At 66.2% G+C, this 17549-nt stretch carries 16 protein-coding genes; 7 read left to right on the forward strand and 9 right to left on the reverse strand.

Annotated elements, in window-relative coordinates; genetic code table 11:
* The first annotated feature begins 11 nt into the window (after positions 1-11).
* On the forward strand, positions 12-245 hold the full coding sequence (locus ACQR0W_RS12775) for a hypothetical protein (RefSeq protein ID WP_315712004.1): 234 nt from the start codon (positions 12-14) through the stop codon (positions 243-245).
* A 299-nt stretch (positions 246-544) separates the two neighbouring features.
* Here ACQR0W_RS12775 and ACQR0W_RS12780 read toward each other — a convergent pair whose 3' ends face one another.
* From ACQR0W_RS12780 to ACQR0W_RS12790, 3 genes are all read right to left on the reverse strand, one after another.
* Complete coding sequence (locus ACQR0W_RS12780; RefSeq protein ID WP_315828484.1) at positions 545-1777, reverse strand: GGDEF domain-containing protein; 1233 nt, start codon at positions 1775-1777, stop codon at positions 545-547.
* 112 nt (positions 1778-1889) lie between these two features.
* On the reverse strand, positions 1890-3398 hold the full coding sequence (locus ACQR0W_RS12785) for a class I adenylate-forming enzyme family protein (RefSeq protein ID WP_316167932.1): 1509 nt from the start codon (positions 3396-3398) through the stop codon (positions 1890-1892).
* Positions 3399-3449: 51 nt separating this feature from the next.
* Entirely contained in the window at positions 3450-5276 is a 1827-nt protein-coding gene (locus tag ACQR0W_RS12790; RefSeq protein ID WP_315751593.1) for an extracellular solute-binding protein, read from the reverse strand.
* Between the two features lie 261 nt (positions 5277-5537).
* On the opposite strand from ACQR0W_RS12790, the gene ACQR0W_RS12795 reads away from it, so the two are divergent.
* Positions 5538-6314 (forward strand): invasion associated locus B family protein, encoded by a 777-nt coding sequence (locus ACQR0W_RS12795; RefSeq protein WP_315751592.1) that lies wholly within the window; start codon positions 5538-5540, stop codon positions 6312-6314.
* A 149-nt stretch (positions 6315-6463) separates the two neighbouring features.
* Here ACQR0W_RS12795 and hspQ read toward each other — a convergent pair whose 3' ends face one another.
* A complete protein-coding gene (gene hspQ, locus ACQR0W_RS12800; protein ID WP_315711998.1) occupies positions 6464-6796 on the reverse strand; it encodes a heat shock protein HspQ in 333 nt (110 codons plus the stop codon).
* A gap of 144 nt (positions 6797-6940) precedes the next feature.
* Here hspQ and ACQR0W_RS12805 point away from each other — a divergent pair, with 144 nt between their 5' ends.
* On the forward strand, positions 6941-7894 hold the full coding sequence (locus ACQR0W_RS12805; protein ID WP_316170513.1) for an AEC family transporter: 954 nt from the start codon (positions 6941-6943) through the stop codon (positions 7892-7894).
* A 6-nt stretch (positions 7895-7900) separates the two neighbouring features.
* Here the strand turns inward: ACQR0W_RS12805 and ACQR0W_RS12810 are convergent, their stop codons facing one another.
* Positions 7901-9100 carry a UbiH/UbiF family hydroxylase gene (locus tag ACQR0W_RS12810; protein WP_315828488.1) on the reverse strand — a complete coding sequence of 400 codons (1200 nt, stop codon included), beginning with the start codon at positions 9098-9100 and terminating at the stop codon, positions 7901-7903.
* Positions 9101-9218: 118 nt separating this feature from the next.
* Here ACQR0W_RS12810 and pcsA point away from each other — a divergent pair, with 118 nt between their 5' ends.
* The 3 genes from pcsA (at position 9219) to ACQR0W_RS12825 (ending at position 11837) form a co-directional block, all read left to right on the forward strand.
* Entirely contained in the window at positions 9219-9953 is a 735-nt protein-coding gene (gene pcsA, locus ACQR0W_RS12815) for a phosphatidylcholine synthase (protein WP_315711995.1), read from the forward strand.
* Positions 9950-10678: a TerC family protein gene (locus ACQR0W_RS12820; RefSeq protein ID WP_315828489.1), complete on the forward strand. Its 729-nt coding sequence runs from the start codon at positions 9950-9952 to the stop codon at positions 10676-10678. Before pcsA ends, ACQR0W_RS12820 begins: the two co-directional genes overlap by 4 nt.
* Positions 10679-10862: 184 nt before the next feature.
* A complete protein-coding gene (locus ACQR0W_RS12825) occupies positions 10863-11837 on the forward strand; it encodes a quinone oxidoreductase family protein (RefSeq protein ID WP_315751589.1) in 975 nt (324 codons plus the stop codon).
* Here the strand turns inward: ACQR0W_RS12825 and ACQR0W_RS12830 are convergent.
* The 3 genes from ACQR0W_RS12830 to ACQR0W_RS12840 all read right to left on the reverse strand — a co-directional run bounded on the left by ACQR0W_RS12830 (position 11827) and on the right by ACQR0W_RS12840 (position 14512).
* The gene (locus ACQR0W_RS12830; RefSeq protein WP_316170514.1) at positions 11827-12615 is read right to left on the reverse strand and encodes a YkgJ family cysteine cluster protein; all 789 of its coding nucleotides are present in this window, start codon (positions 12613-12615) and stop codon (positions 11827-11829) included. The genes ACQR0W_RS12825 and ACQR0W_RS12830 overlap by 11 nt on opposite strands.
* Before the next feature lie 122 nt (positions 12616-12737).
* Entirely contained in the window at positions 12738-13016 is a 279-nt protein-coding gene (locus tag ACQR0W_RS12835) for a hypothetical protein (RefSeq protein WP_315711990.1), read from the reverse strand.
* Between the two features lie 299 nt (positions 13017-13315).
* On the reverse strand, positions 13316-14512 hold the full coding sequence (locus ACQR0W_RS12840) for an acetylornithine transaminase (protein WP_316170515.1): 1197 nt from the start codon (positions 14510-14512) through the stop codon (positions 13316-13318).
* A 420-nt stretch (positions 14513-14932) separates the two neighbouring features.
* Between ACQR0W_RS12840 and ACQR0W_RS12845 the strand changes: the two genes are divergently transcribed.
* Positions 14933-16054: a DUF2336 domain-containing protein gene (locus tag ACQR0W_RS12845; RefSeq protein WP_315828491.1), complete on the forward strand. Its 1122-nt coding sequence runs from the start codon at positions 14933-14935 to the stop codon at positions 16052-16054.
* 91 nt (positions 16055-16145) lie between these two features.
* Here the strand turns inward: ACQR0W_RS12845 and rimO are convergent, their stop codons facing one another.
* Positions 16146-17471, reverse strand: coding sequence for a 30S ribosomal protein S12 methylthiotransferase RimO (rimO, locus tag ACQR0W_RS12850; RefSeq protein WP_316170516.1), 1326 nt, complete (start codon positions 17469-17471; stop codon positions 16146-16148).
* Positions 17472-17549: the final 78 nt, after the last annotated feature.

Consider the following 17549-nt stretch of genomic DNA (forward strand, 5'->3'; position numbering starts at 1 on the left):
GAGCCAAGGCCATGATTTCCCACCCAAGGACCCACAAGGGAGCGGTGCTGATCGCGGCGTGCGTGATGTTTGCCAGCGTAGCGGCATTATTGTCGGTCAACGTGACGTCACCCACTAGCGCCGCGCTCGGCGCTGACTGGCAGTGCAGCCGGCTTGCGCTCGTTATCACGATCTGCACCCATGTGCGTGCACACGAGACCGTTTCAACTGGCGTGCGCAAGCGGACCTGGTACCCGGAATCATAGCTCGGTGATACGGCGGTCTTTGAAGCGGCGTTGCCGGGCCTTTTTCTTGGTCCAGACGAAGGGCTCAGATCTGACGTTATATGCTTTGCTGTAGTGACCTGCCCCTAGGAGTTTGCGGCCTATGCGGCCAACCGCACCGTAACGGGCGATCGGCTGCGCACCCCCCACCAGCTCCGCCATTCGCCCGTTGCGGCACCCGCGCCACTCGGCGTAAAGCCCAACAGGACTCTAAATGCTACTGGATGAAACTTCGGTGGCAGGTCACTCGCAATGACGCCCGTGACGCAGGCAACATCGTTCTATGAAGCCGCGCGTTGCGCCTCGCCGTAGACGCGGGCCAGCAAGGTGCGCGCGGTGTCGCCCGGCTGCAGCGCGGCGACGGTGACCGAAGGCTCCGTGCGCGTGTCGCGTTTGCCGTGCGAGGTGTGGCGCATCACGCTGGAGAGGCGGCGGGCGATGGCGTGGGCCGAGCGCAGATCCGTCTCGGCGAACACGACGACGACGGAGCCGTTGTCCTCGTGGGTGCCGAAATCCATCCGCCGCATCAGGCGGCTGATGATGCGGGCGCCGTCATACTGGGCGCGCGGATTGACCGGATCGAAGGCGAAGCGGGCCACCGCCAGGCTGCCGCCGCTCTTCTGGGTCTGGCTGACGGCGGTGGCAAAGTCGCGCGCAAAGGCGTTCCGGGTGAGCAGGCCGGTCTGCGGGTCGAGCATGCCGCCGGCTTCGATGGCGCGCAGCGTGCGGTTGAGGCGGGCTTCGAAGGCGTGCTGGCGGATCAAGGGCAGCGCGCTGGCCGCGATGTGCGCGGGAGCGCCGGCGATGATCTCGAGATTGGCGAGTTCCTGCAGCGGCGCCGGCTGGTTGGCAGTGACGACGACGGCAAGGTTGCGGAAGCGGGTGTCCTCGGCGAGCACCGCGAGGAACGCATCGACCACGCGCGGCGAAAACCCTTCGCCGAGCACGATGCCGTCGATGTCGCGGCTCGACAGATGTTTGGCGGCGGCTTCGATGCTCAGCGCGCCGACGACCGCCATGCGTTCGCCGAGCGCGACCGACAGGCCGGGCAGGGAGCTGCCGCGGCCGAGCAGCAGCACGGTCGCGTCATCGAGCGGATCTGTTTCCGGCAATGTGGCGTCGGGTGCTTTCTTCTCATCGAGACGGCGCAGCACGGTGGTGTGCAGCGTGCGGACGCGCAACGCCGCGCGCAGCCGCGCCAGCAGCCGCTCGTGATTGTCGCTGCCATGCAAGGGAATGGCGTGGTCGGGCAGGACAGCGCCACCGGGTGCGATTGCGATCAGCGGCACGTACGGCTTGCGCGCGCCGACATGACGCGAGAACGCCGCAAGCTCGGTTGCATCAACATCCTCGACGACGGCAACGACCGCCGCCGGCTGAACCTTGGACATCATGCTGATCGCATCAGCCCAGCGCGTCTCGACGGAGGGGAGAATTTGCGCCACCGCGAGGGCCGCACTCAGCGAAGGCCGCGTGGACGAGGAGACGATGAGAAGCGGGCCTTGTGGGGACATCCAGGGAACTCAGGATACGCTGACGTTACATCGCGATCCTAGGTCCCTCCCGTTAACGCAGCGTCAACACTATTCCAAACATGACGGTTCCGTAGCTGTCCGGACGGCAGGATCAGCCGCCCGAGCCGGCGCGGTCGCGGAAGGCCTCGACCATCAGCGGATTGAGTCCCAGCTCGGCGAGCGCTTCCCGCGCGCGCGCATTGTCCATCGCGCGGCCCGCGAGGCGGTGACCGCTGAGACGGTCGGGCAGAGCGGTGAGCAGCGCGCCCTGGCCCAGCCGCCTCGACCATTCGTGCAGATCCTGGGCGAGGAAGCGGTAGCCGCCAACGGCCATCACGCCGGCCGGCGGCGCCGTGATCGAGATCGTGTCCTGGGCGCGGTCGAGGCGCACGGCGTATTCGGTGTCGACGTAGTCGCGCGGCGCTGCCGGCATCAGCGAGTCGCTCGGCGGTTGCGGCGGCGCGTAGGCGGCCAACACGACCATGGGCCCACGCAGCCCGAGCGTGCCCTTCGGCGTCACCAGGATCTCGCCGGCGATCGACGAGCCCGGCTGTTCGCGCGGCGCGCCCTGGCGGCCCGGCTTGACCGGCCCGGGACTGCCATCGGCCGCGGTGCGGCGCACGGCGAACAGTCCGGCTTCACCGAACAGATAGACGTCGGTCATCTCGATGTCGCGCGTTCTCCACGATGCGCTCGACGCCACCTGCTCGGGCGCGCGCCACAGGCCGAGCACATAGCGCAGGTTCGGCAGCCGCGCGGCCAGATTGCCCTCGTCGAGACGCAAGGCGAGTTGAGCCGGGGCGACCAGCGTATCGCAGGCCAGCTCCGCGAGCTGCTGTTCCAGCGCGTCGGCGTCGAACGGGTGGTGCAGCGCAAGGGTGCCGCCGGACAACAGCCAGGTCACGACCGAGGCGGCGAGGCCGGCGAATGACGACGGCAGGAAGGCCGACATCATGTTCACGCCCTGCGGCAGATCGCTCTCGAGCGAGACGGCGAGCCCACCGGCGATCAGGCTCAAATGGGTGCGCGGCACGGCGCGGAAGCCGTCGGCGGTCACGTCGAAGGAGACGATCGCGGCCTTGCGGCCGTCCGGCATGAGCCCGCGCGTCGAGCGCGAGGGTTTTGCGATCGACTGGTCCAGCGAATACATCCCCTCGGGCAGATCGGAGCCGAAGCCGCAGACGTGGCGGATCGAGAACGCCTCCGCCGCCGCATTCATCGCGAGATCGGAGTGAATCACGCCGTCGATCTTCGACATCGTGACGATGGCGCGCGCGCTGGTGCGGTTCAGCGCCGCCACGAGCTCCGACTGACGCCACAGCAGCGGGAATACGGCGACCACGAGGCCGGCGCGATGCGCGGCCAGCACCGTCAGCACGAACTCGATCGTGTTGGGCAGTTGGACCGCGATCACCGAATGAGCCGGCAGGCCGGCGTCGACGAAGTGCGCGGCCAGCGCCGAGATCACGCGATCGGCTTCGGCATAGGTCAGGCGCATCGGCGGTCGCCCGGTGACGCGCTGCTTGTTGATCGGATCGACCAGCGCAACCGCATCCGGCTTGCGCGCCAGGATGCGTTGAAACAACGCGTCGAGCGTCGGCGACGTATTGGCCTGATTCACCTGTTGCCCCGTACTTTCACGGACCCGGCCACGACCAATTGCCCCGATTGGTCACTTCCGTGCCGGCTCCGGCCGCTGCCACCAGCTCTCCGGGAGCGCTCCCGTCAAAGCTGTCCTCTCTGGCCGTTCTATACGATTCCACCGCGCGATCCATTCCTCGGCGGCATTGAGCACTGGAATAGCGTAGAACCCCGCCATCAGGGTACGGTCCAATGCGCGAACCGTCGAGATAAATTCCGGCCTGTCGCGGGCGCGCAACAGCGCCGCGATCATGGCGTCGATCGCCGGGTCCTTGGCGCCCATGTAGTTGCGGGTTCCGGTGCGGTCGGCGGCCTCGCTGCCCCAATAGAACGCCTGCTCGTTGCCGGGAGACAGCGACTGGTCCCAGCGGTTCTGGATCATGTCGAACTCGAAGCTCAGGCGGCGCTGGTCGAACTGCACGGGATCGACGACCCTGACGGACGCATTGATGCCGGCCCGCTTGAGACTGCCGGCGTAAGCCAGCGCAATACGCTCCTGGTCGCGCGTCGTGACCAGGATCTCGAAGGCGAGGGGGGCCCGCGTCGTCCGATACCGCAAGACCGTCCCGTCGAAGCCATAGCCGGCCTCGCCAAGCAGATCGAGCGCCGCCTTCAGCGTTGCGCGGTCGCGGCCGGACCCGTCGGTGATCGGCAGGCGGTAGCTGCCGTCCATGATATCGGGGGGGATCTGCGCGGCGTACGGCTTCAACAGATCGAGCTCGGCCGCATCGGCTGGACGTCCATAGGCCGAAAGCTCGGATCCGGCGAAATAGCCACCGCTGCGGCGGTACAGCCCGAAGAAGTAGTTGCGGTTGATCCATTCGAAATCGAACAGCAGCGTCAGCGCACGGCGCACCTTCACGTCGGCGAACACCGGCCGCCGCGTGTTGAACACCAGGAACTGCGAGGGCTGCGGCATCCCCGAGGTGAAGCTGTCGCGGATGACCTCGCCATTGCGCGCGGCCGGGAAGTCGTAGCCGTCGTGCCAGCGCAGCGGTTCGGTCTCGACGCGGAAGTCGTACAGCCCGCGCTTGAAGGCTTCGAACTGTCCATTGGACTCGCGGTAGTAATCGAGCCGGACCTCGTCGAAGTTCCACAATCCGCGGTTGACCGGCAGGTCGCGTCCCCAATAGTCCGGATTGCGGGTGAGGGTGACACTGGATCCCGGCTGCACCGCGGTGACACGATACGGGCCCGACCCGAGCGGCGCGGTCATCGTCGTGTCCTCGAAGCTCGCCAGGTCGGTCGCGTGCTTCGCCAGAATCGGCATCAGGCCGAGGATCAGCGGCAACTCGCGGTCTTCGGCGCCGCCGAAATCGAACCGGATGGTCAGCGGATCAAGCACGTCGACCCTGGCGACCTTGCCGTAGTATTGCCGGTGGTTGGGGCGGCCGTGATCACGCAGCAGCGCAAAGGAGAACGCCACGTCCTCGGCGCGCACCCGGCTGCCGTCGGCGAAGCGGGCGCGCGGGTCGAGCCGGAAGGTGACATAGGTCCTGTTCTCGTCGGTCTCGACGGTTTTCGCCAGCAGGCCATACAGCGTGAACGGCTCGTCATTGCCGCGGGTGAGCAGGCTCTCGACCACATAGCTGCGGATTTGCTGCACTGCGATACCGCGGACGATGAACGGGTTCAGGCTATCGAAGGTGCCGAGCAGTCCCCAGACCAGACGACCGCCCTTGGGCGCGTCGGGATTCGCGTACGCCATGTGGTCGAAGTCGGCGGGCAAGGCCGGGTGACCATGCATGGCGATCGCCGCAGTTTCTGCCGCTTTCGCCATGGGAGTGTAGACCTCGGGCAACAATGCCAGGGTGACGGCGACACATCGCACGGCCGCGCTGAACATGCGCTGCAGCATCAGGATCGGGGCGCAAGCATTTGATTCGGAACAGGTCACAAGGGGCTTTTACCACACGCTCGCCAGCGCTAGACCGCGGCTTCGACATGGTCTCGCGGCATTGATTCTTCCGCGCACCGCGTTAAGAAGGCGGGCGATTGAGTTACGGCGGTAACGCCTGTCACTCAACCGCCTCATTTCCTGAGGAGACAGCCGCTTCAACGGCTTGGTGTGGCGCCTTTGGCGGTCTCGGGCGCTGCCGTTCAGAAAGGGTTTTCCGCAATGAATTTCCGTGACTTGGCCTCGTCGGTTGGGCCGCGTGGGCGGCTTGTCGCGCTGCTCGCGGTCACCGCGCTGGCCGTTTCCTTCGCTCCTTCGGTTGCGCAGGCTCAAGCGCCGAAGGCGAAGGCTCCGGCTGCCGCTCCCAAGGCTCCCGCTCCGGCCGCCCAGGCCCCTGCCACTCCTCCCGCCGGCGGCCAGCCTCAGGCCCAGGCTCAGCAGGAGATGCCGCAGCTGATCTATGCGCCGTGGACCAAGTTCTGCCTGAAGGGGCAGGATGCCAACGCCAAGCAGGTCTGCTTCATTGGCAAGGACGGCCGCATCGAATCCGGTCAGCCTGTGGTTGCAGCGGTCATCATCGAGCCCGAAGGCGAGCCGAAGAAGATCCTGCGTGTGACCCTGCCGCTCGGCATGCAGTTGCAGCCCGGAACCCGCATCGTCATCGACAACAACCAGTTCATGGAAGGCAAATACGTCATCTGCTTCCAGAACGGCTGCATGTCGGACTACGAAGCAACGCCCGAATTCGTGAACAGCCTCAAGAAGGGCCAGACCCTCTACGTCCAGGCGATCAACTCGAACGGCACCGCGCTGACGCTGCCGCTGCCGCTGCAGGAAGGCAACAGCAGCTTCGCCAAGGCCTATGATGGTCCGCCGACCGACCCGAAGCAGTTCGAAGAAACCCAGAAGAAGCTGCAGGAAGAGCTGCAGAAGCGCGCCGAGGAGCAGCGCAAGAAGCTCGAGCAGACCCAGCCGGGCCAGCCGCAGGCGAAGCAGTAACGCCGGTCGGGTCCATTCCGCAAAATCAAGGGCGCTCCATTCGGAGCGCCTTTTTCGTTCTGCGGACGGATGTGAGGGGAACTTGCGCGCCGGGACCAAAGATCAAGCCTGCGCCGCCGGCGCTGGGTTGAAGCCCTCCGGTCGACAGGTCAGTTCATCAGCGGATTGCGCGGACGATAGCCGCCGGACTTGTCCTTGATGAAGATCTCCGCAACCTGGGAATGGCGGATCGGCTCGCCGGACTCGTCGGGAACCAGGTTCTGCTCGGAGACATAGGCGACGTATTCGGATTCCGCGTTCTCGGCCAGCAGGTGATAGAATGGCTGGTCCTTGTGCGGACGGACCTCCTCGGGAATCGACAACCACCATTCCTCGGTGTTGTTGAACTCCGGATCGATGTCGAAAATCACGCCCCGGAACGAGAACACCCGATGCCGGACGATCTGGCCGATCTGAAACTTGGCAGTTCGCGCTTTGATCATCCCAGTCGAATAGACCAGGATGGGGAGCGATGCTAGTGCCCCGCGGGCGGATTTGATCTAGACCGATCCGATTCGCGTCAAGCCGCGACGCCCCCGCATTCCAGGCCCTTCCCAGGCCCCCTCAGGGGGTCATCTTCCGAGCCCATGTTCGACATTCTCAATCTGGCCCTGCCTTATTTCGGCGTCGTTTTCATAGGCTTCGCCTGCGGTAAGTGGAGGAGGCTGCCCGAAGCCGGGCTCGCCTGGATGAACTTCTTCCTGCTCTACGTCTCGCTGCCCGCTTTGATGTTCAACCTCATCGCGCGCACGCCGTTCACGGAGCTGAGCAACCCTCCCTTCCTGGTTGCAACGACGCTCGCTACCATGCTCACCTTCGCCCTGGCGCTCGTGCTCGGCAAGGCCATCGGGCGGCTGTCGCTACGCGAGGCGACCATGGCCGGGCTCGCGGGCGGCTACGGCAACATCGGCTATATGGGGCCTGGGCTGGCGCTGGCCGTGCTCGGGACCAAGGCGGCGGCGCCGACCGCGCTGATCTTCTGCTGCGACAGCATCTTCCTGTTCTCGATCGTGCCGCTGCTCGTCGAGCTGACCGAGCGCGACCACGCCTCGGTGGTGCATGCGCTGCGCACGGTGCTGCGCCAGATCCTGCAGAACCCGCTGATCATGGCGACGGCAGCCGGCATGCTGGCGGCGGCGTTTCAGCTGCATCCGCCGACCGTGCTCGACCGCACCCTGCAGTTCCTGCAAAACGCCGCTGCGCCGACGGCGCTGTTCGCGCTCGGCGTGACCGTGGCGCTGCGCCCGTTCGAGCGGCTGCCCTGGGAGGTGCCGGTCCTGACCGTGGTGAAGCTCGTCGTCCACCCGCTGCTGTCGTTCGGGCTGATGCTGCTGTTCGGGCCGTTCGCGCAGCCTTGGGCGGCGACTGCGGTGCTGATGGCGGCGCTGCCGCCGGCGCTCAATGTGTTCGTGATCGCGCGCCAGAATGACAGCTGGATCGAGCCGGCCTCATCGGCGGTGCTGATCGGCACCTTCGCCTCGGTGATCACCCTGACCAGCGTGATGTGGCTGATCCAGACTGGCCGGCTGGTGTTTCCCTGACGGTGCTCAACCGGCCTTGCGCGTGGCTCTCCATGACGGCGCCAGGCCCTCGCGCATCGCGAGCCGCCGCAGCGGACCGATGCCGCTCATCAGGTGCATGCCGACGGCGCGCAGCGACTGCATCGGCAGGAGATCGCTGAGCAGCGAGCGGTTGGCGACGTCGATGGCGAAGGTGCGGCTCAGGATGTCGGCGCGGCGCGCGGCACCGTAGCGCGCGAGCACCTGCGGGGCACCGATATCCTCGCCGGCCGCATTGGCCTTGCGCACGACATCGGCGATGTCGATGCCGTCGCGCAGGCCGAGGTTCAGTCCCTGCGCACCGATCGGCGGCACCACATGCGCGGCCTCGCCGACCAGGGCGATGCGGTTTTGCGCGTAGCGCAGGGGCCGCTCGATCGCGAGCGGAAACACATGGCGGCCCGGCTCGACGCGAACGCGTCCGAAGATCGAATGCGACTGCCGCTCGGCGGCGTCGGACAGGGCGTCGTCGTCGAGCGCGAACAGCCGGTCGGCCTCCTTCGGGGCTGCGACCCAGACGACGCTGGAGCGGTCGCCCGGCAGCGGCACGAACACGCAGGGGCCCTGCGGCGTGTGGAATTCCGTCGACACGTTGTGATGCGGCCGCGCATGGGTGATGTTGAAGGTCAGCGCAGACTGCTGCAGCGTGCGCCGGCTCACGCCGATGCCGGCGGCCTCGCGGCACAGCGAATGCCGGCCATCGGCGCCGACCACGAGCCGCGCCGTCAGCACGCGGCCCGATGCGCTGGTGACGGTCACCGCATCGGCATCGCTGCGCACGCTTTCCGCATCCTCGGCGATCCGCACCAGGCCGTCGATTTCGCTGGCGCGTTGTTCCAGCGCCTCGACCAGGATGGCATTGGCGATGTTGTAGCCGAACACGTCGAGACCGATCTCGTCGGCGACGAAGCGCACCTCCGGGGCTCGGAACAGCCGGCCGGTATCGTCGACCAGCCGCATCGCCTTCAGGCCGGCGGCGCGGTCACGACACGATGACCAGACGCCGATCTCGTCGAGGAAATCGACCGAGCCGCCGAGCAGGGCGGTGGTGCGGTTGTCGGCATATGGAGCCTTGCGGGCCACGAGCGCCGTCCGCGCCCCGGTCTGCGACAATGCAATCGCGGCGGCGAGCCCGGCGGGTCCGCCGCCGACGACGATGACATCAAAGCTGGCGTCTGTGTTGCTCATGCGGGAACATTTGACGTTCCTGCAGGGCTTTTTCAAGGGTATTGCGTGAGCCTGCGCGGCGCATGGCCGCAACGGCGGATATGCAATTGGCTCCGATTCCTGATAGCACTGGCGTCGCATGGATCAGTTGAGACCAGAGAGCAGGGTGGCCGCAACGCCCGCGCATCGTGCCGCGGCGTTCTCGGTGCACGTCTTCACCGCGCTCGGTGCGGGCGTCGCGCTGCTCGCGATGCTCGAGGCCGTGCGCGAGCATTGGACTGCGATGTTCTGGTGGCTCGGCGGCGCGCTCATCATCGACGGCATCGACGGGCCGCTGGCGCGCCGGCTCGACGTCGTCCATGTGCAGCCGGACTGGTCGGGCGACGTGCTCGATCTGGTGGTGGATTTCACGACCTATGTGTTCGTGCCGGCCTACGCCATCACCGCCAGCGGGATGCTGCTGCCGCTCGCCGCGCCGGTCATCGGCGTCGGCATCGCCGTCACCGGCGCACTGTATTTCGCCGATCGCCGCATGAAGAGCGACGACAATCATTTTCGCGGGTTTCCGGGACTCTGGAACATCGCGGCATTCTACCTGTTCCTGCTGCATCCCTCGCCATCGTTGGCGACCTTGGGTCTCGCGGTCCTGATCGCGCTGACCTTCGTCCCATTCCATGTCATCCACCCGGTGCGCGTCGAGCGGCTGCGCTGGCTGACGCTGCCGCTGGTCGCGCTCTGGGGCGTCCTGGTCATCGACGCGCTGGGAAACAACTTCGCCGTGGGCCCGATTGTAACGACGCTGTTGTGCGCGATCGCCCTCTACATCGTCGCGAGCGACTCCGCGATCCGCCTGTTGAGATCCTTGAAAGCATGATCGACCTTCTGACCAGTCCCGAAGCGTGGGCCGCGCTGCTCACCCTGACCGCCCTCGAGATCGTTCTCGGCATCGACAACGTCATCTTCCTGTCGGTGATCACCTCGCGCATCCCGCAGCCGCAGGCGACACGCGCCCGCCAGATCGGGCTGGCGTTGGCCTTGATCTTCCGCATCCTGCTGCTCAGCGTGCTGGTCTGGCTGATCGGGCTGACGCAGCCGGTGTTCACGATCGGTGGCCTCGGCTTCTCCTGGCGCGACATCATCCTGATCGCCGGCGGCCTGTTCCTGATCGCCAAGGCCACGCACGAGATCCATGCCGAGGTCGAGGCGCGTGAGGGGGAGGAGGGGTCGCAGGGCGGCGGCGCCAACAAGTTCTTCTGGGTGATTCTGCAGATCATCGTCATCGATCTCGTGTTCTCGCTGGACTCGATCATCACCGCGATCGGCATGGCCCAGGATCTCGAGATCATGATCGCCGCCGTCATCATCGCGGTCGTCATCATGTACGTGTCCTCGGGACCCGTCGCGCGTTTCGTGGCAAACCATCCGACCACCAAGATGCTGGCGCTGGCCTTCCTGGTGCTGATCGGCGTCGCGCTGGTCGCCGACGGCTTCGAGTTCCACATCCCGCGCGGCTACATCTACTTCGCGATCGTCTTTGCGCTGGCAGTCGAAGCCTTCAACGTGATGGCCTCGCGCAACCGCAGGAAGCGCAACGCCTGACAGGCGCCGAGTTGACAAGGCCGTCGTGATCGCCTTCGCTTTTGCCGCCGGCAGCGCCGGATGCGCGGCCGGAGGTCGGCTCCTTCAACGGAGCCGGATGTCGATGAGAATCAGGTAAGTGTCGAAGGTTCTTTCGCCGGATTCCCGGAGGCGGCGATGGAGAGTCCGAAGGGGAGATGGCGGGATGGTCAAGGCGGTGCGCGTGCACAAGGTGGGAGGCCCCGAAGCGCTCGTCTATGAGCCGGTTGATCTCGTCGCGCCCGGCCCCGGCGAGGTCCGCATCCGCCAGCACGCGATCGGCCTCAACTTCATCGACGTGTACTATCGCACCGGACTGTACAAGGCGCCCGGCCTGCCGTTCATCGCCGGCAACGAAGCGGCCGGCGAGGTGATCGCCGTGGGGCCGGGCGTCACGCATTTCCATCCCGGCGATCGCGTCGCGTATTATGAGAACCTCGGCGGCTATGCCACCGAGCGCAACATCGGCTGGCAGCGGCTGGTCAAGCTGCCCGACCACATCACCTATGAGCAGGGCGCGGTGCTGATGCTCAAGGGGCTGACGGTCTGGTACCTGCTGCACAAGACCTTCAAGGTCGAGCCGCACCATCGCGTCCTGATCCACGCCGCCGCGGGCGGCATCGGCCTGCTGGCCTGCCAGTGGGCGCGCGCGCTCGGCGCGCACGTCATCGGCACCGTCGGCTCCACGGCGAAGGCGGATCTGGCGCTGGCCAATGGCTGCGACCACGTCATCCTCTACAACGAGGAGGACTTCGTCGCGCGGGTCAAGCAGATCAGCCGCGGCGAATTGTGCGACGTGGTCTATGACGGCGTCGGCAAGTCGACCTTCCCCGGCTCCTTGTCCTGCCTGAAGCCGCGCGGTCTGTTCGTTAGCTTCGGCAATGCCTCGGGTCCGGTGCCGCCATTCTCGATCGCCGAGCTCAACAGTCACGGCTCTCTATTCGCGACCCGGCCGAAGCTCAACGACTACATCGGCAAACGATCCGAGCTGCTGGAGGGCGCCGACACGCTGTTCTCGGCGGTGATCAGCGGCAAGCTGCACGTGCAGATCAATCACGCCTATGCGCTCAAGGATGCGGGCCGGGCGCACGCCGATCTCGAAAGCCGCGTCACGACCGGGGCCTCGATCCTCAAGCCATAGGAGATTGGCGACCTGGCTCTGCGGCTGCAACCTCGTCCCGGATCGAAGCGTCACCCGCCGCCCGGCTCCAGGGCCCCGCGTCCGTCAGCGCTGCCGTCGTCGACGCCTCGATCCGCGCCGGCGCCAGGCTGTCTTGTCCGTCGCGCCAGGCGCGCTCGCGCTCGGGGGCGTCGAGCGCCAGAACGAGACCCTGGTTGAGCTCATAGAGGCCAGAGGCGAGCCCCGCAGCACCGAGCGCTTCCCTGAGCGAATCCTGCACCAGGGCGCGCAGCGCGACGTGTGGCGCCGAGACCGGCACGTCCACCTCGCGACCGGCCATGGCCTGCGCGCAGGCGCGCCGGTCGAACGAGGCATGGCCGCGGCAGGCGAGCGGACGCGCGGGATGGATGATGCAGCCACCGCGCACGACGAATGGGCAAGGCTGGCGCAGCTTCATTCGCTCGGTCTCGCTCAAGCCACGCGTCGCGCGGTTGGCGAGCTTGATCCGACGTGACAGCGAGCCGAGCGCGGTCGCCGGCATGCGCTGATCGATCTGCCGGGCGTAGCGCGCGAGCAGGAAGATCTCCGGTGCCGTCGCGGTCACGCGCAGCGCGCAACAGGAGGGGCAGCCCTTGGCGCAGGCGAGGGTGGGCAGATGCGCCGTCTGGGCATCGATGTTGGCTTCGAACAGATCGAAGGCGCGGTCGGCGAGCATGTCTGCCAGGTTCTGCGAGGCCAGCCCGGACGCCAGCAGCGCGTTGAAGACCCGTCGCAGTCCGTTGAAAGCCGCTTCGCTCAATGTTGTCCTCCGACGCGCGCACGGACCAAAACGCCAGCGACCGCGGCGCACCCGGCGCACCGCGGTCGACAGGGATGAGGCAGAGAGGACGCTCGCGGCCTCATCCGGAGAGAGAGCCGACGTCAGGCAGCAACGCCCTTCAGGATCGCCTCGAAACAGGGGCGGGGGATGCGGAAGAAGCCGCGGCCGCCGGCGAAGGTCTGATAATGCGGACGCGCCATGTCGAGCAGGCGCTCATACCATTCATTGGCGGTCAGGCTGGCGGGCTTCTCGCCGATCGAGTTGATGTCCGAGTTCGGGAAGAAGCGAACGTGGATCAGCACCTCTTCGGTCGCGGCCAGGGCGATTTGGCTGCCGCTGTCTTCGACCGGCAACGCCCGAGCCAGATTGTCTCTCGCCATTCTTACATCTCCTCTATCGTGCCGACCTCGTTGTCGGCGGATGATCATCAGCTTGGTCCCGGCAAGCCTCTTTCCTCCGAGCTGATCACATCCCGTACAACGCTATATCAGTAGAGATATAACGTAAGTCATCGGATCGCAGGTGTTTGGCGCGATCAGGATCGTTGTTCAGAGGGACGGCTGTCCTTGATCCAGGTCAAATGGCGGCGAGCCCGACCTCGATGTTTGTGCCTCATCTGTAGGCAGCGGGACGCAGGCTTCGCGTATGGCACGGAGCCTGCGTCCCGAACGGCATTCGATCAGGCGACGCAGCGCGCGGCGCCGACCTTGGTCAGGATTCCGTCCAGCGTGTCGATCATCGCCGCGATGTCATCGCGAGTCACATTGAGGGCCGGCATGAAGCGCAGCGCATCCGGACGCGGCGCGTTCAGCAGCAGGCCGAGCTCGAAGGCATGCGCGACGATCGCCGGCGCGATCGGCCTGATCACGTCGAGCGCAAGCAACAGACCACGGCCGCGCACTTCGCCCAGGCCGTGCCTTGCCGAGATGCGCTGCAACTCGCTCTCCAGATAGATCCCGTTGTCCGTGACAGCCTTCAGAAACTCCGGCTTCTCGATGACGTCGAGCACGGCGAGTCCCGCCGCACACATCAGCGGATTGCCGTTGAAGGTACCGCCCTGATCGCCATGCTCGAAGCAAGACGCCGCTTCGGTCGCCAGCAGGGCGGCGAGCGGAACGCCGCCGCCGATGCCCTTGCCCAAGGTCATGATGTCCGGGAGGACGTCGGCGTGCTCATAGCCGAACAGCTTTCCGGTGCGGCCCATGCCGGTCTGGATCTCGTCGACGATCAGCAGCAGCCCGTGCCTGGTGGTCAGCGCCCGCAACTGCTGCAGGAAACTGTCCGTCGCGGGCCATACGCCGGCCTCGCCCTGGATCGGCTCGAGCATGATCGCCACCGTCTTGTCGGAGATCAGGGCCTCGACCGAGGCGATGTCGTTCAGGCGTGCCTTTGGAAAGCCCGGGACCTTGGGCTCGAACAGCGGCTCGAACGCCTTCTTGCCAGAAGCCGACATCGTCGCCAGCGTGCGGCCGTGGAAGCCGCCCTCGAAGGTGATGATCTCATACGCGCCGTTCTTGCGCAGAGCGCCGTATTTGCGCGCGAGCTTGATGGCGCCTTCATTGGCTTCGGCGCCCGAATTGGTGAAGAACACCTGGTCGAAGCACGAGCGGTCGACGAGTGCCTTGGCGAACTGCAGGCTGGTGTCGTTGAAATACGCTGGGCTCGGCGTGATCAGGCGCGCCGCCTGGCTGGCGAGCGCGCTGGCCAGCTCCGGCGGCGCATGGCCGAGCGAGTTCACGGCCCAGCCCTGGATGAAGTCCAGATAGCGCTTGCCGTAGTCGTCCCATAGCCAGGAGCCCTTGCCCTGAACGAAGACGGTGCGCGGACGCGCCGTGATCTCCATCAGAGCGTCGTAGGGATGGGAGGCGGTCAGCATGTGCAATCTCCTGTGCTCAGGGGGGAAACGGTGGGCCAAAAAGCGAGAAGGCCGCTCCTTTGCGGGAGCGGCCTTCTCGAAAACCTGGAGCTGATGAGCTAGCTGATCAGCAACGTCTTCGGACATGGCGCGCCCCGGCATCGTCACGGCGGTGACGACGGCAAACGGCGGCGCGGCGGTTGGTCCGGTTGAAGATCATGCGGCGGCCATACAGGCAAATCGCAACCGGTGTCAAGATGCCGGCCTGCAGGGTGCAATACGGGCCGCCGCTCCGGGAAGCGGCGAGGGAAGCGCCGGCCGGCGCGAAGGCCGCACGATCCAATCTCGGGTCTCGCGCTTTAGTGACAACTTTACCAAACATTTAGCGGCTGCGTTTACTTTGCCGGCCAGCTTGAAAATGCAAGCTGCTCAGGATGAGCGATGTCGAACCCCCATCTCACGATCGCCGAAGAAGTGCAGGCGGCCATAGCCACCGGCTCAGCCGACCGCTGCTCCGGCGTGGCCGAGCGAGTCGCCTCCCTGTTCGTCGCCTCCGCCGGCAGCCTGGATATCGAGCAGCACGCGCTGTTTGCCGACGTCTTCGAGCGTCTCGTCAACACCATCGAGCTGCGCGCGCTGGCCGACGTCGGTGCCCGGATCGCACTCGCCGAACTCAGCGCCCAGCTTGCCCCGATCCCGCAGGCGCCGGCTGGCGTGATCCGGCGGCTGGCTCATCATGACGACATCGCCGTCGCGGGGCCGGTGCTTTCGGAATCGCCGCGGCTGAGCAGCGAGGATCTGATCGAGATCGCGCAGACGCGCAGCGAGAAGCACCTGGTGGCGATCGCCGGGCGCTGGTGGCTGCAGGAGATCGTCACCGATGCGCTGCTCGCGCGACGCTATCCGAGCGTGAGCCGGCAACTGATGAAGAATCCCGGTGCGCGGGTGTCTCCCGCCGGATTTGCCGCCATCGTGGCGCAAGCGGCTGGAGATGCGGAGCTCACGGTCGCGGCCGGCATCCGCGCCGATCTGCCGGCAGCCTTGCGCAGGACCCTGTTGCAGCGCGCGACGGAGGCGGTGAGGGTGCGCCTGCTCGCCTCGGCGCCGCCGCATCTCTACGAGGAAATCCGCAGCGCCATTTCAGCGGCCACGCTCGACGCCGAGCGCGAGTTGTCACGAAACCGCGACGGCGGCAGCGCCAAGGCGGCGATCGGCCAACTCAAACAGGGCGGAAAGCTCACCGAGGCCGAGTTGCTCGAATTTGCCCGCCAGCGGCGCTACGGCGAGACGATCGCGGCCATCGCGGAGCTCGCGAAATGCAGTATCGAGCTGGTACGGCCGCTGATGCAGAGCCTGCGCAGCGACGGCATTCTCGTGCCGTGCAAGGCCGCTGGACTGAGCTGGGTCACGGTTGCCGCGATCCTCGATAGCCGGTTCGTTTCAGGTGCAACGCCTCCCGACGAGCTGACCAAGCTCAAGAACAAATATCTCGAACTGAAGCAGGACGAGGCGCTTCGCCTGCTGAATCTCTGGTCGGTTCGCACCACGGGCTCCTCGCACTGAGGGGCGGTCCGCAGGTCCAGGACTCATCTACACGCCCGTCTGCGATTCCCCCGAGTTCCCGGCGGGTGGCCCGAGACGCGACAGAGCCGCGCTAGAACCCAGCGACCGTGCCGTGCAGGTCGTATTCGTCGGCACGCTCGATCTTGACCGTGACGATCTCGCCGACACGCAACGGCCGCCGGCTGGACAGATAAACGGCGCCATCGATGTCGGGGGCATCAGCCTTGGTGCGGCCCTTGGCGACGCTTGGCCCGACCTCGTCGATGATCACCTGCTGACGCGTTCCAACCTTGCGCTTGAGCCGGCGTGCCGAGATCTTCTGCTGGCGAGCCATCAGGGCGTCCCAGCGCTCCTGCTTGACCGCGTCCGGGACCTGGTCGGGCAGGGCGTTGGAGGTCGCGCCGGCCACAGGCTCGTATTTGAAGCATCCGAGCCGATCGATCTCGGCCTCATCCAGCCAGTCCAGCAGATAGGCGAAATCGGCGTCCGTCTCTCCGGGGAAGCCGACGATGAAGGTCGAGCGCAGCGCGAGGTCGGGGCAGGTGGTCCGCCACGCCTTGATCCGGTCCAGCGTCTTGTCCTGCGCCGCCGGGCGGCGCATCGCCTTCAGGACGTTCGGGCTGGCATGCTGGAACGGGATGTCGAGATAAGGCAATATTTTACCGTTAGCCATGAGGCCGATCACCTCGTCGACATGCGGGTAGGGGTAGACGTAATGCAGCCGGACCCAGGCGCCGAGCTCGCCGAGCTCGCGCGCCAGATCGAGGAAGCGAGCCCGGACGCTGCGGTCCTTCCAGGCGCTTTCGGCATATTTCAGGTCCAGCCCATAGGCCGAGGTGTCCTGCGAAATGACCAGGAGCTCCTTGACCCCGGCTGCGACCAGCCGCTCGGCCTCCCGCAGCACGTCGGCTGCGGGGCGCGACACCAGATCGCCACGCAGCTTCGGGATGATGCAGAAGGTGCAGCGGTTGTTGCAACCTTCGGAGATCTTCAGATAGGCGTAGTGCCGGGGCGTGAGCTTGATGCCCTGCGGAGGAACCAGATCGAGGTGAGGGTAGTGCGCAGGCGGCGATGCGCGGTGGACCGCGTCCAGCACACTCTCGTACTGCTGCGGGCCGGTGATCGACAGCACGCCGGGATAGGCCTGCTCGATCTGCTCCGGCTCGGCGCCCATGCAGCCGGTCACGATGACCTTGCCGTTCTCGGCCATGGCCGAGCCGATCGCCGACAGGGATTCCTGCTTGGCGCTGTCGAGGAACCCGCAGGTGTTGACGATGACGACGTCGGCGCCGTCATGCTTCCGGGCAAGCTCGTAGCCCTCGGCGCGAAGGCGCGTGATGATGCGCTCGGAATCGACCAAGGCCTTGGGACATCCGAGCGAAACAAAGCTGATCTTGGGCGCCGAACCCTGCTGCATCTTGGAACTGCCTGATGAGATAGGCGTCAGCTAGTCCGAATTGCCCAGAAAGACAAGGCTTTGACGCGGCCACGTCCA

The organism is Bradyrhizobium sp. HKCCYLRH1034 (assembly GCF_051168375.1).
GTDB lineage: Bacteria > Pseudomonadota > Alphaproteobacteria > Rhizobiales > Xanthobacteraceae > Bradyrhizobium.